We start from the raw sequence: 15,478 nt of genomic DNA on the forward strand, positions 1-15,478 counted from the left end.
ATCTGCGAGTTTCTTCTAATTTTGTCACTCGAAAGGTATTCGCCTTTTTCTGCAGAAATCTATATGCAGACAAGGGAGGAGAAAAGCTATGGGGTTGACAGTTGATTATGAATTGAAGGAATCCATCTTGCTGGCACGTCTTAACGGGGAGCTCGATCATCACACAGCGAGCGAATTAAAGGTAAGCTGGCAGCATGCCCTGCAGCAGCCTGGAATCAAGCATATGGTCCTGAATCTGGAATCTCTTTCATTTATGGATAGCTCGGGTCTAGGTGTCATTCTCGGCAGATATAAAGAATTGAAAGCAGAAGGAAGGGAAATGGTCGTCTGCAGTCTGACACCGGCTGTAGACAGACTGTTTCAGCTATCCGGGCTATTCAAGATTATCCGATTTGAAGAAAATGAGCGCTATGCGCTGGAAACTTTCGGGGTGGTATTATCATGAACACGAATATGATGCGGTTCTCTTTTTCAAGTCAAAGCAGGAACGAAGCTTTTGCCCGTGTAACAGTTGCATCCTTCGTATCTCAGCTGGACCCGACAATGGACGAGCTTACCGAAATCAAAACAGTCGTATCTGAAGCTGTAACTAATTCCATCATCCATGGCTATAATTCAGATCCAGATCAGATGATTACAATAATTTGTACATTGTCTGATGATGAAGTGGAATTGATCATCCAGGATGAAGGCGTCGGTATTCCGGATGTCGATGAAGCAATGGAACCCCTTTACACATCAAAGCCTGATCTGGAACGCTCCGGTATGGGTTTTACCATCATGGAAAATTTCATGGATCATGTGTATGTGCATTCTGCTGAAGGTGAAGGCACAACAGTAACGATGAACAAGCAGTTCAATCGAAGCAAAGCCATGAGTCAGTAGGTGGGGCAGATGGATGTATATTTGAAACAGCAGAAGGCAAAAGAACAATTGACCGATAAGCAAGTAAAAACATACATCCAGTTAAGTCAGAATGGTGATAAAGAAGCAAGGGACATCCTCGTTGAAAGAAATGTACGGCTCGTCTGGTCTGTCGTCCAGCGTTTTATAAATCGCGGCTATGATCCGGATGATTTGTTCCAGATCGGCTGTATCGGATTAATCAAATCGATTGATAAGTTTGATTTGTCTTATGACGTTCGATTTTCGACATATGCGGTTCCGATGATCATCGGTGAGATTCAGCGCTTCATTCGAGACGATGGCAGTCTGAAGGTTAGCCGTTCGCTGAAAGAAACAGCTAATAAAGTAAGAAAGAAAAAAGAAGAAATGACAAAAACACTCAATCGAGTACCGACCATCCAGGAAATTGCCAAGGAGCTGGAGTTGGAGCCGGAGGATATCATCCATGCGGAAGAGGCTGCAAAGCTGCCTCATTCGATTCATGAGACTGTTTTCGAAAATGATGGAGATCCAATCACCTTATTGGATCAGATTGCCGAACAAGATGATAACTGGTTCGATAAGCTTGCCTTGCAAGAAGCGATCCAAGCACTAGGTGAAAGAGAGCGTCTTATCGTGTATTTGCGTTTTTACAAAGATCAGACGCAATCGGAAGTATCCGAACGGCTTGGAATTTCCCAAGTCCAGGTTTCCCGGCTTGAAAAGAAAATATTGGCTGCCATCAAAGAGCAGCTGGAAAAGTAGCTTTTGCACCTTGTGCAGAAGCTTTTTTTTATTGCCTGTAATTACCAGCATGTTTTCCTTCGCTTTTCCCATACTAAGTACAGAAACCCTTCTTCATAGGAGGAGAGGTGCATTATGCCAGCTATTGTATATATCCGGTTCATCCGGAAAATCACTACTGATCCAGAATCTGTGATCAAGCTCAAAGATATCGCACATATCGCAAATGCAGGAGACTATAAGGAGCGCATGCTTGATACGGTCATCCACCGGATTACAAAGAAAGACAGCAATATTGTTGTCCTCGATTGCTTCTCGGTCTTCCAGCAGCTGATGAAGCTATTCCCTGAGCATGAACTGCAGCTGATCGGTGCGGAACAGACCATTGTCCATGTCCAGCATACAACAAAACGCATTGTATGGCCGCTCGTCATTCTTATCTGGCTGCTTTTGTTCATAGGATCGGCAATGACGATCATGAATTTCCATTTTGATGTTGCGATGGAGCCGGTGCAGCAGCAAATCCATTTCTTATTGACAGGGGAAAGGCTTGTGCATCCGCTATGGCTCCAAATTCCGTACAGCATTGGCATCGGAGTAGGGATGATTCTCTTTTTCAACCATGTATTCAAAAAACGTTTGAATGAAGAGCCTAGCCCGCTTGAGGTGGAGATGCACAAATATCAGCGTGATATGGATGTTTATGTAGCTTATCACGAAAACGAATTGGAACAGCAGCATGTGGATCGCCATAGTTGAATTGGTGATCGGACTCAGTGCCGGGCTAGCAACTGGAGCAGGATTTGTCGCATTTTTGACTGTACTAGGTATTATCCCAAGGTTGGTGCAGCTAAGTAAAACCCATCATTTCCTGATTTCTTATGAAGCAGGTGTAACTGCCGGTGCTTTTGCCGGAACGATTCTTTCCTTCCACTATTTCCATTTTCATGCGCCGATTCTGCTGATCACGCTGTGGGGTCTTTTGCATGGAATATTTGTCGGAATGCTTGCTGCGGCTCTGACAGAAGTATTGAATGTATTTCCGATACTGACTAGACGAATCGGTCTGGATGGCAGTCTTATCTGGTTCTTCATGGCAATCGTCCTGGGGAAAATCACCGGATCCTTGTTCCAATGGCTTTTACTTTCCTATTAATCAAAGAGGTGACATCATGGATTCCAAGTTCAAGAAAGAAAATTACAGCAATACAGCAAAAACGTATTATCCGAAAGTCCCCTACGTGAGAAATTGTTTAAAAGCTTTCTTTGTCGGCGGTTTTATCTGTCTTATTGGAGAACTGCTGACTAAATTTTACATGCAAGTTTTTGATATGTCCCAGCAGGAAGCCGGAACGCCCACTGTCACAACACTGATCCTTATATCTGCGATATTGACAGGGCTTGGGGTCTATGACCGAATCGCACAATTCGCCGGCGCAGGATCAGCGGTTCCGGTAACCGGATTCGCCAATGCCGTGACCAGTGCTGCATTGGAATATAAATCGGAAGGGTATGTGCTCGGAGTAGGTTCCAATATGTTCAAACTTGCTGGCAGTGTTATTGTATTCGGGGTTACGTCGGCTTATATCGTCGGAATCATCCGGTATGTATTCAGCCAGCTGATCGGGGGATAAAGAAAATGGTGAAAACAGGCAAGCAATCCTGGACGCTGAACCAGCGCGTTTATATTCAGGAAACAGGAACAAGTGTAGGACCGAAGGAAGCGAGAGGACCTTTAGGAAGCTCCTTTGATAAATCCTACGATAATCTTTACTGCGGAGAAGATAACTGGGAAATGGCAGAAAGAAAGCTTCTGCAGGATGCTATACAAATAACGCTGGAGAAAGCTGGTTTGAAGCAGCAGCATATTGATATGTTCATCGCTGGTGATCTTTTGAACCAAAATGTGAGTGCTAACTATACAGCACGTGATTTGGATATGAGCTACCTCGGTATGTTCGGAGCCTGTTCCACTAGTATGGAAACGCTGGCGGTAGCGTCCCAATTGGTCGATGCAGGAGTGGCAGACCGCATTTTGACAGCTGTCTGCAGCCATAATGCAACAGCAGAGCGGCAATTCCGTTTCCCGACTGAATATGGCAATCAGAAACCTGCTACAGCAACGAGTACAGCAACTGGAGCTGGTTGTGCGCTTATAAGCCGTGAAAAGAGCGATATCCGAATTGAAGGGGCAACTATTGGTAAAGTAGTCGATTTTGGTGCAACAAATGCATTCGATCTTGGAAGCGCAATGGTTCCGGCAGCATATGACACAATCAAACGCCATTTTAGTGATTTTGGCACTACACCTGCGGATTATGATTTGATTGTGACTGGTGACTTGTCGAGTGTCGGTTCCCCTATTTTGAAAGATATGCTCCGCAGTGATGGAATAAACATTGATGCCGTACATAAAGATTGCGGCAATTTGCTTTATAACAGCGATCAAGGAATGCTCGCTGGCGGAAGCGGTACGGCTTGTTCTGCCATTGTAACGTATAGCCATCTTCTGGATGAGATGCGGAAGGGAACTTATAAAAGGATATTGGTGACTGCAACGGGTGCTTTAATGAACCCGACATTGCTGCGGCAGAAGGAATCCATACCAGCAATTGCACATAGTGTCGTTCTCGTAAGGGAGGAGGGGTAAGCATGGACTTTTTTTGGGCATTTGTAGTCGGCGGATTGATTTGTGTTGTCGGTCAGCTGCTTTTGGATGTTGCTAAATTGGATGCAGGACATGTGATGAGTACCTTCGTCGTACTAGGCTGTGTGCTGGATGGGTTTGATCTGTATGATAATTTGATTTCATTCGCAGGTGCCGGTGCTTCGGTCCCTATTACCAGTTTCGGCCACTCTTTACTTCATGGTGCAATGGAACAAGCTGACAAACATGGTTTTTGGGGCATTGCACTAGGCATGTTTCAGCTGACATCCGCAGGTATTGCTGCGGCAATTCTTTTCGGGTTCCTAGTGTCTGTATTCTTTAAACCAAGGGGATGAGCCCTTTATGAAGAGAGTAATACTGGTTACAGACGGAGACGCTTATGCAAAACGCACGATCGATTACTTAGCTGGTAAAATAGGCGGAACGTCTCTATCTTACTTGGCTGATAATCCGATGACAGTGGATGCGAAAGCCATGATCGATGCCATCCATGCTGCAGAAGTCGAACCGGTTTATGTCCTGCTTGATGATGGAGGTGTACCGGGTGTGGGCAGTGGTGAATTGCTGCTCCAATCGATTATTGATGATGCGGAAATTGATGTGATTGGTGCCTTGGCGGTTGCATCTCATACGCAGAACCGGGAGTGGAGCCGCATCAGCTTTTCCATCGACCAGGATGGGGAATTACAGCCATTCGGCGTCGATAAGGAAGGCGTCATTACAGAGGAAATCGGACGTATTAATGGCGATACGGTATATCTGCTAGACCAGCTTGATCTCCCTTTAGTAGTCGCGATCGGAGATATCGGGAAAATGCATGGGAAAGACGCAATCGAGATCGGCTCCCCAATAACAGAACAAGCGATCCGCCTCATTCTAGAAAGGGAGGGAAGCAGAAATGGCAGATGAACAAAAAATGCCCATTCCGTCTAAGGTCGATGACGTAAATGAATTTATGAAGGAACGTGTAGGTGTAGGTGTCTCCTTCGACGTCGGTCATCGTACCTTGATCATTCTCAAGAAAAAAGTGGAGATTTACTATACGACCGGTCTTGCGGATGCTGAAGTTGTGCAGCGTGTACTTTCTAAATTGATGAGTATCAATGATGACGAAAAAAACACGAACAAAATCCCTGAAATCATCGAAAACCGACTGGTACACATGCAGGTGAAGCGGACTGAAAGCATTGATGATTGTGTCGATCAGTTCTTATCAGGTTTGATCGTTGTATTCATCGACGGCTGTGACTTTGCTTTTGTTGTCGATACAAGATCCTATCCAGGAAGACAGCCGGAAGAGCCCGACACGGAGAAAGTCATTCGCGGTCCTCGTGACGGGTATACGGAAAATATCATTATCAACACCGCTTTAACACGCAGAAGGATTCGTGACGAACGGCTTCGGCTGGAAATGATGCAAGTAGGAGAAAGATCGAAGACGGATATTTGCATCGCTTATATCGAGGACGTCGCTGACCCTAAATTAGTGAAGCTGATAAAAAAAGAATTGAAGGAAATCGAAATCGATGGACTTCCAATGTCGGATAAATCAGTGGAAGAATATCTCGTGAAGCAAGGAAATAGACCGTTTCCGCTTGTCAGATATACTGAGAGACCAGATATTGGCGCCGTCCATCTTTTTGAGGGGCACGTGCTTATCATTGTTGATACGTCACCAAGTGTCATCATCACACCTGCAACTTATTTTTCCCATTTGCAGCATGCTGAGGAATACAGGGAATCACCAGCACCAGGAACATTCATACGCTGGGTCCGCCTGATAGGTATCTTTGTTTCACTATTCCTCCTGCCGTTTTGGTATCTGATCACGGTTCATCCGGAATTGCTGCCGCAAAGCATTGATTTTATCGGACCCAATAAAGATGATGGACATATACCATTATTCCTGCAAATACTGCTAGCGGATCTTGGTATTGAATTCCTCAGACTTGCTGCGATCCATACTCCGACCCCGCTATCTACGGCAATGGGTCTAATCGCGGCTATCCTGATCGGGGAAATAGCCATCAATGTAGGGTTGTTCACTCCCGAAGTAATCCTTTATGTAGCGGTTTCTGCTGTCGGTTCCTTTGTTACGCCTAGCTTTGAGCTTAGTGTATCAAACAAAATAACGAGAATCTTTTTCCTGGTTGCAACTGCTATATTCGGGGTTCCAGGGTTCGTCATCAGTATCACATTGGCTATATTGATTCTTGTAGGCACCAAATCACTTAATACGCCATATATGTGGCCGTTCATTCCTTTCAATTTGAAAGCACTGTTGGAAATTGCATACCGTACACCGGTTCCGCTTACAAAATATCGTCCAACCATTACCAATTCTCCTGATAAAACTAGGGCCCCGAATTCTTAGTTGCTAGAAAAATGAGAATATGGTACGTTTACTCTATCTATTTTTTACGACAGTACGGGTAGTGTAGCGTGTGATGCGAAAGCTCATCTTCTTCCTATGCGGAAAGATGGGCTTTCGTTTTTATGCTTATCCGATGAAGCCGTTGTTTGGAGGTTATTTTATGCAGCATCCTTTTGTAATCAATGATCAGCACATTTTGGAAATCGGCGGAATAGATGCCGTCACATTAGCTGAAAAATATGGTACACCCTTATTCGTATATGATGTTGGCATTATCCGAAAAAATGCCAAGGCATTTGTCGAAGCGTTTGAAACATTGGGGGTCAAAGCGCAAGTAGCATATGCCAGTAAGGCTTTTTCTTCAGTAGCCATGGTGCAGGTAGCGAAGCAGGAGAAACTCAGTTTGGATGTGGTTTCCCGCGGCGAGCTGCATACTGCTTTGAAAGCTGGTTTCCCGACTGAGAAAATCCATCTGCATGGCAATAACAAGAGCTATGAAGAACTTTCCATGGCTGTTGAACATGATATTGGCTGTGTGGTTGTGGATAACTTCCATGAAATCGCCTTATTGGAAGCAGTATTGAAGGAACAAGGAAAACAGATTGATATCCTGCTGCGCGTCACACCAGGCATCGAAGCACATACACATGATTATATCTTGACTGGCAATGAGGATTCGAAGTTTGGCTTTGATATCAGCAATGGACAAGCTGAAGAAGCATTTCGCAGAGTAAAGGACAGCGAAGTGATCAGAATGAAGGGGCTGCATTGTCATATCGGTTCCCAGATCTTTGAAACTGACGGGTTCTTGATGGCAGTAGACAGACTGTTTGAGCTCATTAAAGCTTGGCAGACTGATTATGGATATGCACCTGCAGTACTTAATGTGGGCGGCGGCTTTGGTATCCGTTATACGGAAAACGACGAACCGCTTCCATTGTCTGATTATATCCATGCACTGGTAACACGAATCAAAGCAGCAGCCGATGAAGTGTCAATCGACATGCCGGAAATTTGGATTGAGCCAGGGAGATCGATTGTAGGGAATGCGGCAGTTACCCTTTATACAATCGGTTCAGTAAAAGAGATTCCTGGTGTGCGCAAATATGTTTCTGTCGATGGCGGAATGACGGATAATCTTCGTCCTGCACTCTATAAAGCTGTATATGAAGCGAAAATCGCTAACCGCGCAGATGAGGAAGCAATAGAAACAGTTTCCATTGCAGGCAAGTGCTGTGAATCAGGTGATATGCTTATTTGGGATATTGATCTGCCAAAAGCAGAGGCTGGAGACTTGCTTGCGGTTTTCAGTACTGGAGCATATGGCTATGCGATGGCAAATAACTATAACCGCTTTGGCAGACCTGCTGTCGTCTTTGTGGAAGATGGAGTTGACAGACTAGTTGTCAGAAGAGAAGAAGCTGAGGAATTGACAAGGCTGGATCTTTCTTATGAATAAAAAAAAATCCTGTATGCATCATGCATACAGGATTTTTTTTATTCTTCGTCGAAAACTTCTACAGTTTCCATTGTGTCGCCGTTTCTCATGTTACGAGCAACTTCAAGACCTGAAGTTACTTTTCCGAATACAGTATGAACACCGTTCAAATGCGGCTGTGGCTCGTGCACGATAAAGAACTGGCTGGAGCCTGTATCCTTACCAGCGTGCGCCATGCTCAAGCTGCCGGCTTCATGCTTATGGGGATTTCCTTCTGTTTCACATTTGATTGTTGTACCGCTGCCGCCGGCACCAGTGCCAGTCGGGTCGCCGCCTTGGCTTACGAAGCCTGGGATGACACGGTGGAACGTTACGCCATTATAGAAACCGGAATTTGCGAGCTTCTCGAAGTTCGCTACTGTGTTTGGTGCTTCCTCCGGATATAATTCGAATTCAATTTTATCGCCATCCAGCATCAGGATGTAACCTTTTTTAGCCATTTGCTTGTCCTCCTAAATTGAAGTGAGTATGTACTCGTCATGATTCTACCACATAAACCCTCACTCTCGCCAGATTCTGCTTCTATCCTTTGTATGGAGTATGGAATGTAGGAGAAACTATCATGGAATTTCCTTGTTGTAGTCCGGCAGAAAGTATATGGGAGAGAAATACAGGAAGTAAAGTTGACAAAAAACGTAGATAGGTTTTAAATAAGACTACGTACGGCAGGAGTTGAAAACAGTTGCAGGATAGTGACAAACAAGAGAAGGTGCTTTTCTGGATCATGATGGGGGCTAGTTTGCTTTTTCTTCTCTCTATGGCCAGAAGGTTATTTTCTTAATGAGGGGTTATTATGCTAATACGATACAAGAAGTCAATGGAAAAAATCGCAATGGGACTTTTATCTTTCATGCCCGATGTAAAAGAAGTGAAAAAATTGCAGCAGACAATTCAGGAATACAATAACAATCCGAATTGGCACTTGTTTCTTTGGAAAGATGAAGATGATATCCTCGGGGCGCTGGGAGTCGTAATCGATGAGGATAAGGCTATCGTGCAGCATATTTCGGTCGATCCATCTCACCGGGGCAATGGCATCGGAAAACAGATGGTTTGTGAATTACGTAATATGTATTCGCCAATGCATCAAGTCACTGCGACGGATGAAACAAAGAATTTCCTTGAGAAATGCGAAACAGAAGCTTAAAATAAAAACCAGCCTCCTAAGAGGGCTGGTTTTCTTTGTGCGCTCGGCTTATAGCCAAGCAGCACCTACGATAATTAGAAGAATGAAAAGCACAACGATCAAAGCAAATCCTCCGCCGTAGCTACCCATGGTGAAATTCCTCCTTTATAAGTTAAGACTCAGATAAAAGCCAGATGTCTGAACATTTATCTTACGGTATAAGGTATGACGGAAAGTTAGTCAGGGTATGGGCGGTAGTGAACTTTTTTCGGAAGGAGGAGATTTTGTGCAAGGATACAGTGTGAAACTGGATGGATTTGAAGGCCCGCTCGATCTGCTCCTGCATTTGATTAATCAATACGAAATCGATATTTATGATATACCGGTGGCTGTGATCACCGAGCAATATATGCACTATATACATACGATGCAGCAATTGGAATTGAACATTGCCAGTGAATATTTGGTGATGGCGGCAACGCTTCTGGCTATGAAAAGCCAGCTGCTTTTGCCGAATCAAGCAACACTTGATGAAGAATCAGCGATGGAGGAAGAAGACCCACGGGATGAGCTGATGAACCGCTTGATTGAATATCGTAAGTTCAAGGAAGCAGCAGAAGATTTGAAAGAGAAAGAGCTGTCTGCTGACAAGCTTTATACGCGGCCGCCGGCTCCGCTTCCGGACAAGCCGGAACTGAAACCGCTCGAGCCAGGTGAAGTTACTGTTTATGATATGGTAGCTGCCTTGCAGCGTGTTTTCCGCAGAAGGGAATGGAGTCAGCCGCTCGATACGAAAATTCAGCGCGCAGAAATTATGCTGGAGGATCGGATGGGAGAAGTGCTGCAATCTGTTAAAGCCAGAAAAGAAGGGGTCGATTTCTTCGAATTATTTCCGGAACGGACGAAGCAGCACATCGTCGTTACCTTTATGGCTATATTGGAATTGATGAAAAAACAGCAGATTTTCTGTAAGCAAAAACAGCATTTTGATGAGTTAATCGTATTTGAAATGGGGATGCACGATGGAAGTACCGTATAACAGTATTTTGGAAGGGCTATTGTTTGCAGCTGGAGATGAAGGGTTGACAAAAAAACAGCTCATGCATGCATTGGAAATAGGAGAAAAAGAAGTTGAAAAGGAATTAGCAGCTCTGAGGGAAGCCTACGAATCTCCAGATCGCGGTTTATCCATCATGGAAATGAAAGGTGCCTACCATCTGACAACCAAATCAGAGCATGCAGCTTATCATCGGAAATTGCTGGATTCGCCGCAAAACAGCAAATTATCTCAAGCAGCGCTCGAGACGCTTGCTATCATAGCCTATAAACAGCCAATCACAAGAGTCGAGGTCGAGGAAGTGCGTGGGGTTAAAAGCGAGAGGCCGATTCAGACACTTGTTGCCAGAGGTTTCATAGAAGAAAGCGGCCGTAAGGAAGGTATAGGCAGACCGATTTTATATGTTACGACACTTGCTTTCCTTGCTTACTTTGGTTTGCATACATTGGATGATCTGCCTCCTCTGCCGGAAGGAACCGATGACCCGGAAGGAGCCGCAGACCTGTTCTTCGAAGATTTCCCTGCCGAATCGAATTGACAAGATTCCCTTAGCTGGATGGGCACATATGCTAGGGCGAGGTGAGTGATCTTGAACAACAGAAATTATCTGGAAGCATTGCTGGAATGGAGCAAGGCAATGCAAGTACATGTGGGGGAGACTTCAATACAGGAATGGGAAGCCGACCTTCGTGAGCTGCAGCATAATTTGCAGCATAAGCTTTTAGACTCCGAAAATATTGCACAGGAGGCAGTATTGCAGTTTCGTCAGGATGCAGAGAGGATTGCAGCCCGGGTAGGGCAGGCCAGCCGCCAGAATAGTGTCAGCTGGGGGCAGCACAGACTTCCGCCGCTTCCTTACCGCTTTGATGCACTGGAGCCGCACATCAGCAGGGAAATCATGGAACTGCATTATACAAAACACCACCAATCCTATGTTGATGGTCTCAATAAAGCAGAAGAAATGCTTTACCTGAATCGGGGGAACAAAACCAGCTCGGACTATAAGCATTATTTAAGAGAGCAATCCTTCCATGGTTCTGGTCATTTCCTCCACACGATTTTCTGGTACAATATGTCGCCTAATGGCGGCGGAGAACCTTCCGGACAGCTGGCGCAGCAGATCCGGAGAGACTTTGGTTCCTTCCAGAGGTTCAAGGAAATGTTTTCAAAGGCTGCTGACAGTGTGGAAGGGGTCGGCTGGGCCATTCTTGTTTGGGAGCCCAGGTCGCACCACTTAGCTATTCAGACGCTTGAAAAGCACCAGCACTTCAGTTTGGCAGATACTATTCCTTTGTTAGTCTTGGATATGTGGGAGCATGCCTATTATCTGCAGTATAAAACAGAGAAAAAGAAGTACGTGGAAAATTGGTGGAACGTCGTCAATTGGGCGAATGTCGCCCAAAGATTCCAAACTGCCAAGCAAGTGAACTGGGCACCATTTTAAGAAAAACCCCTATCCAATAAGGATAGGGGTTTTTCACTTATTCATAAGCTTGTCTTCTGTGCATACACTGATGATAGATGATTAAGGGAGGGTTTGAAACATGTTCAAGCGCGTTCTGGTTGTAATGACTGCCATAATCCTCTGTGCGATGCTCCTGCCAGGGCAAGCGGCCGCAAAACCTGGCGTATCTGCAGATGCAGCAATTCTGATGGAGCTTTCTACTGGCAGGGTTTTATATGAAAAAAACGCATCTGAGCCGAAAAGAATCGCCAGTATCACAAAAATCATGACTGCTATTATCGCGATAGAATCTGGAAAGATGGATGAAGAGGTCCATATCAGCAAAAATGCTGTATATACGGAGGGATCCTCTATTTATCTAGAGGAAGGAGAGGAAATCCCGTTAAAAGATCTTGTTTATGGGCTAATGCTTCGATCCGGAAATGACGCAGCCGTAGCCATAGCTGAACATGTGGGCGGCAGTGAAGAAGGGTTTACCCACTTGATGAATGAGAAAGCGGCATGGCTTGGCATGCAGGATTCCCATTTTGATAATCCGCACGGCCTGGATACAGAGACACATCACAGTTCCGCTTATGACATGGCGTTATTGACGAAGTATGCGATGCAAAATGAGACATTCCGTAAGATCAGCGGAACGAAAACATATAAAGCAGATACCAAGATGTATGCCTGGGGAAACAAAAATAAAATGCTCACGCGTTATTACGAATACTCTACCGGCGGTAAGACAGGTTACACGAAAAAGGCAGGTCGGACACTCGTTAGTACCGCTGAAAAAGATGGAATGGAACTGGTGGTTGTTACGATAAATGACCCGGATGACTGGCAGGATCATATGAATCTTTTTGAATGGGGATTCGATGAATTTGAGCTTACCAAGCTAAAACAGTCTGGGACAGGCACTTCCCTAATCTATCCGCTTTCCGAACAGGAGAAGAAACAAGCGCATACGAAGACACAGCTTCTGAAACAGGACAAGCAAAAAGAAAACCAGCAGATAGGTGCGGATATTTATTATCTGGATGAAAAGAAAATCGGTACAGTGCCGATCTTCGCAGTTCCAGAGAACCCGACACTGGCCGGTAAGACAAAGCAAGTGTTTGACGATCTGGCGGGTGTCCGCTTATGGTGAATTATATTTGGGCAATCATGGCGATCGGAGGCATTATTTATGCCATGATCAATGGGACGATGGATGAAGTGAATAAGGCAATATTCAAAAGTGCAGATGATGCAGTCGTACTTGCCATCAGCTTGATCAGTGTGATGGTGTTTTGGCTCGGTATGACGAAGATAGCAGAAGCCGCCGGACTTTTAAAAGGTCTGGTACGACTGTCCAAGCCGTTCATTGCCAGGTTGTTTCCAGACATTCCGAAGGATCACCCGGCAATGGGATATATCCTGTCCAACCTGACTGCTAATTTCTTTGGTTTGGGAAATGCAGCGACACCTATGGGAATAAAAGCGATGGAAGAGATGAAGAAGCTAAGCGGCAGCCCCAAAGCGAGCCGTTCGATGATAACCTTCCTGGCTATCAACACATCCAGTTTGACACTGATTCCAACGACCGTGCTTGCTGTGCGGATGAAATATGATTCGCAATCACCGACCGAGATTGTCAGCGCTACCTTACTGGCTTCGATCATCTCTTTCATTGGAGCCATTCTGATTGATAGGCTCTTTTATGAAATCAGGAGACGGAAGGAGCGGCATGTATGAGTCTGCTTACTACCGCCAGTATGTGGATCATTCCTTGTCTCATACTTGTTGTACTAACTATCGCGACTGCGAAACGACTGCCGACTTACGAACTGTTTGTGGATGGCGGCAAGGAAGGTATCGGTTTGGCTATCTCGATACTCCCTTTTCTGCTCGGAATGCTAGTCTCGATTGCGATTCTTCGGGCTTCTGGTGCATTGGATGCCATTATCGGCCTGATTACACCTTTTCTGAGCTTTATCGGAATGCCTGCTGATATCGTCCCGCTGGCACTCGTAAGGCCGATCAGCGGAACAGCAGCACTCGGAATGACAACAGAACTGATTGCAACCCATGGTCCGGACTCTTTCATTGGCAGATTGGCTTCCGTGCTACAGGGAAGTACGGATACCACTTTTTATATACTGACAGTCTATTTTGGTGCCGTCGGTATCCGTAAGATGGGGGATGCATTAAAAGTTGGACTGTTGGCTGATGTTATTGGTATAATGGCATCAATAATAGTAGTAACGATTATATTCGGAGCATGAGAGGCGTTGACAACCGTTAACGCTCTTTCTTTTGTTCCTGATGATAAAAAGTGAGGATCAGTAAATGGATAAACAAGCAGAACGCCTGCAGAAAGTAATTGCCCACAGCGGGATTACATCAAGAAGAAAAGCCGAGACGATGATTTTGGAAGGCAAAGTCAAGGTAAATGGCAAGGTTGTGAAGGAACTTGGTATCAAAGTGACCGATAGAGACACTGTAGAAGTAAATGGAATACCGCTTGAAAAGGAAAAGTCTGTCTATTATATGCTTTACAAACCACGCGGCGTCATTTCAAGCGTGCAGGATGAGAAAGACCGGAAAGTAGTGCTCGACTTGATGCCGGAAGTATTGGAAAGAGTCTATCCAATTGGCCGTCTTGATTATGACACATCAGGTTTGCTGCTTCTGACGAATGACGGAGAGTTTGCCAATATGCTCATGCATCCAAGCCAGAAGATCGACAAAGTGTATGTTGCCAAAGTCAAAGGCATACCTACCCCGGATGAATTAAAACAGCTGAAACGTGGCATTATGATTGACGGACATAAATGCAAAGCTGTTTATGCGAAGCTGATGAGTGCTGACAGAAAGAAGAATACAAGCCTTGTTCAAATTATCCTGCATGAAGGACGCAATCGCCAGGTGAGAAAAATGATGGAAAGAATTCAATTTCCTGTTCAGAAGCTAAAGCGCGAAAGATATGGTTTCTTGACACTTGAAGGGCTTCAGCCAGGTGCATATCGTAAGCTGACACCAGAAGAAGTACATCGGTTCAAAATGGAATACAAAGAAAAAAGTAAATAATTTGTCAAAATTGCTGGCTGGAAGAGATGCTATACTTGGCAAAGAGGTGAGGATACATGACACCTATTCGTAAGAGGCGTTTCATTGTACGTCTGACTGTGCTTGTCTTACTGGCTGGCCTTGTTTTGACAGCGTGCTGGCAGCTGTTGGGAGAAGGAAAGGCAGAAAAGGTAGGAGAAGGACAACAGGCACCTGAATTCAAGCTGACGGATATGCGGACTGGCCAAGAGTTCAAACTATCTGATATGCGCGGCAAAGGTGTCCTAATCAATTTTTGGGCAACTTATTGCGAGCCTTGCAAGCAGGAAATGCCTTTGTTCGAAGAGGCATCCGATACATATGAAAACAAAGATGTGATTCTTGCTGCTGTCAATGTGGACGAAAGCAGCGTTGTCATTGATCGTTTCCGAAAGCAGTATGATCTTACTTTTCCAATTTTGCAGGATAATGGACAAGTGATGGAAGCATATGGAGTAGATGCGCTGCCGGCTACGTTTTTCATCTCAGCAGATGGAACAGTCAGCAGGACTGTTTATGGGCCGTTGGAAACGGAGCGGCTGGAGGAATATTTAGATGAGATTGTGCCTTGAGAAAAGAGGCGATG

22 protein-coding genes are annotated in these 15,478 nt (G+C 45.0%); 20 read left to right on the forward strand and 2 right to left on the reverse strand.

Going from position 1 to position 15,478, the window contains the following annotated elements; genetic code table 11:
* Positions 1-88: 88 nt before the first annotated feature.
* From spoIIAA to lysA, 11 genes are all read left to right on the forward strand, one after another.
* On the forward strand, positions 89-445 hold the full coding sequence (spoIIAA, locus tag CHH91_RS06315) for an anti-sigma F factor antagonist (protein ID WP_095222612.1): 357 nt from the start codon (positions 89-91) through the stop codon (positions 443-445).
* Positions 442-885, forward strand: coding sequence for an anti-sigma F factor (spoIIAB, locus tag CHH91_RS06320; RefSeq protein WP_095222613.1), 444 nt, complete (start codon positions 442-444; stop codon positions 883-885). Before spoIIAA ends, spoIIAB begins: the two co-directional genes overlap by 4 nt.
* Before the next feature lie 9 nt (positions 886-894).
* Positions 895-1,650, forward strand: coding sequence for an RNA polymerase sporulation sigma factor SigF (gene sigF, locus CHH91_RS06325; RefSeq protein WP_095222614.1), 756 nt, complete (start codon positions 895-897; stop codon positions 1,648-1,650).
* A gap of 114 nt (positions 1,651-1,764) precedes the next feature.
* Entirely contained in the window at positions 1,765-2,388 is a 624-nt protein-coding gene (locus CHH91_RS06330) for a stage V sporulation protein AA (RefSeq protein ID WP_095222615.1), read from the forward strand.
* Positions 2,369-2,785, forward strand: a complete 417-nt coding sequence (locus CHH91_RS06335) for a stage V sporulation protein AB (RefSeq protein ID WP_095222616.1) — start codon at positions 2,369-2,371, stop codon at positions 2,783-2,785. The genes CHH91_RS06330 and CHH91_RS06335 overlap by 20 nt, the downstream gene beginning before the upstream one ends.
* Positions 2,786-2,801: 16 nt before the next feature.
* Positions 2,802-3,263 carry a stage V sporulation protein AC gene (gene spoVAC / locus CHH91_RS06340; RefSeq protein ID WP_095222617.1) on the forward strand — a complete coding sequence of 154 codons (462 nt, stop codon included), beginning with the start codon at positions 2,802-2,804 and terminating at the stop codon, positions 3,261-3,263.
* Between the two features lie 5 nt (positions 3,264-3,268).
* Entirely contained in the window at positions 3,269-4,279 is a 1,011-nt protein-coding gene (spoVAD, locus tag CHH91_RS06345; RefSeq protein ID WP_095222618.1) for a stage V sporulation protein AD, read from the forward strand.
* Between the two features lie 2 nt (positions 4,280-4,281).
* Positions 4,282-4,632 carry a stage V sporulation protein AE gene (gene spoVAE / locus CHH91_RS06350; protein WP_095222619.1) on the forward strand — a complete coding sequence of 117 codons (351 nt, stop codon included), beginning with the start codon at positions 4,282-4,284 and terminating at the stop codon, positions 4,630-4,632.
* Between the two features lie 7 nt (positions 4,633-4,639).
* On the forward strand, positions 4,640-5,206 hold the full coding sequence (spoVAEA, locus tag CHH91_RS06355; RefSeq protein WP_095222620.1) for a stage V sporulation protein SpoVABEA: 567 nt from the start codon (positions 4,640-4,642) through the stop codon (positions 5,204-5,206).
* Positions 5,196-6,671, forward strand: coding sequence for a spore germination protein (locus CHH91_RS06360; protein ID WP_095222621.1), 1,476 nt, complete (start codon positions 5,196-5,198; stop codon positions 6,669-6,671). Before spoVAEA ends, CHH91_RS06360 begins: the two co-directional genes overlap by 11 nt.
* Before the next feature lie 160 nt (positions 6,672-6,831).
* The gene (gene lysA / locus CHH91_RS06365) at positions 6,832-8,130 is read left to right on the forward strand and encodes a diaminopimelate decarboxylase (protein WP_095222622.1); all 1,299 of its coding nucleotides are present in this window, start codon (positions 6,832-6,834) and stop codon (positions 8,128-8,130) included.
* A 38-nt stretch (positions 8,131-8,168) separates the two neighbouring features.
* Here lysA and CHH91_RS06370 read toward each other — a convergent pair whose 3' ends face one another.
* Complete coding sequence (locus CHH91_RS06370) at positions 8,169-8,609, reverse strand: peptidylprolyl isomerase (protein ID WP_095222623.1); 441 nt, start codon at positions 8,607-8,609, stop codon at positions 8,169-8,171.
* Between the two features lie 353 nt (positions 8,610-8,962).
* On the opposite strand from CHH91_RS06370, the gene CHH91_RS06375 reads away from it, so the two are divergent.
* Positions 8,963-9,316 carry a GNAT family N-acetyltransferase gene (locus tag CHH91_RS06375; RefSeq protein WP_095217955.1) on the forward strand — a complete coding sequence of 118 codons (354 nt, stop codon included), beginning with the start codon at positions 8,963-8,965 and terminating at the stop codon, positions 9,314-9,316.
* A gap of 48 nt (positions 9,317-9,364) precedes the next feature.
* Here CHH91_RS06375 and CHH91_RS06380 read toward each other — a convergent pair whose 3' ends face one another.
* Positions 9,365-9,445 (reverse strand): YjcZ family sporulation protein, encoded by an 81-nt coding sequence (locus tag CHH91_RS06380; RefSeq protein WP_038561009.1) that lies wholly within the window; start codon positions 9,443-9,445, stop codon positions 9,365-9,367.
* 136 nt (positions 9,446-9,581) lie between these two features.
* Here CHH91_RS06380 and CHH91_RS06385 point away from each other — a divergent pair, with 136 nt between their 5' ends.
* From CHH91_RS06385 to resA, 8 genes are all read left to right on the forward strand, one after another.
* Positions 9,582-10,334 (forward strand): segregation/condensation protein A, encoded by a 753-nt coding sequence (locus CHH91_RS06385; RefSeq protein ID WP_141234135.1) that lies wholly within the window; start codon positions 9,582-9,584, stop codon positions 10,332-10,334.
* On the forward strand, positions 10,318-10,890 hold the full coding sequence (scpB, locus tag CHH91_RS06390) for an SMC-Scp complex subunit ScpB (protein ID WP_095222625.1): 573 nt from the start codon (positions 10,318-10,320) through the stop codon (positions 10,888-10,890). The genes CHH91_RS06385 and scpB overlap by 17 nt, the downstream gene beginning before the upstream one ends.
* Before the next feature lie 45 nt (positions 10,891-10,935).
* Positions 10,936-11,796: a superoxide dismutase gene (locus tag CHH91_RS06395; protein ID WP_483372388.1), complete on the forward strand. Its 861-nt coding sequence runs from the start codon at positions 10,936-10,938 to the stop codon at positions 11,794-11,796.
* 100 nt (positions 11,797-11,896) lie between these two features.
* A complete protein-coding gene (locus CHH91_RS06400) occupies positions 11,897-12,952 on the forward strand; it encodes a D-alanyl-D-alanine carboxypeptidase family protein (RefSeq protein WP_095222626.1) in 1,056 nt (351 codons plus the stop codon).
* On the forward strand, positions 12,946-13,539 hold the full coding sequence (locus CHH91_RS06405; RefSeq protein ID WP_095222627.1) for a nucleoside recognition domain-containing protein: 594 nt from the start codon (positions 12,946-12,948) through the stop codon (positions 13,537-13,539). Before CHH91_RS06400 ends, CHH91_RS06405 begins: the two co-directional genes overlap by 7 nt.
* A complete protein-coding gene (locus CHH91_RS06410; protein ID WP_095222628.1) occupies positions 13,536-14,069 on the forward strand; it encodes a spore maturation protein in 534 nt (177 codons plus the stop codon). Before CHH91_RS06405 ends, CHH91_RS06410 begins: the two co-directional genes overlap by 4 nt.
* Positions 14,070-14,133: 64 nt before the next feature.
* Complete coding sequence (locus tag CHH91_RS06415) at positions 14,134-14,874, forward strand: pseudouridine synthase (RefSeq protein ID WP_095222629.1); 741 nt, start codon at positions 14,134-14,136, stop codon at positions 14,872-14,874.
* Positions 14,875-14,930: 56 nt separating this feature from the next.
* Complete coding sequence (gene resA, locus CHH91_RS06420) at positions 14,931-15,464, forward strand: thiol-disulfide oxidoreductase ResA (protein ID WP_095222630.1); 534 nt, start codon at positions 14,931-14,933, stop codon at positions 15,462-15,464.
* Positions 15,465-15,478 lie beyond the last annotated feature (14 nt).

It is taken from the genome of Virgibacillus sp. 7505 (assembly GCF_002272135.1).
Taxonomy (GTDB): Bacteria; Bacillota; Bacilli; order Bacillales; family Amphibacillaceae; genus Terribacillus.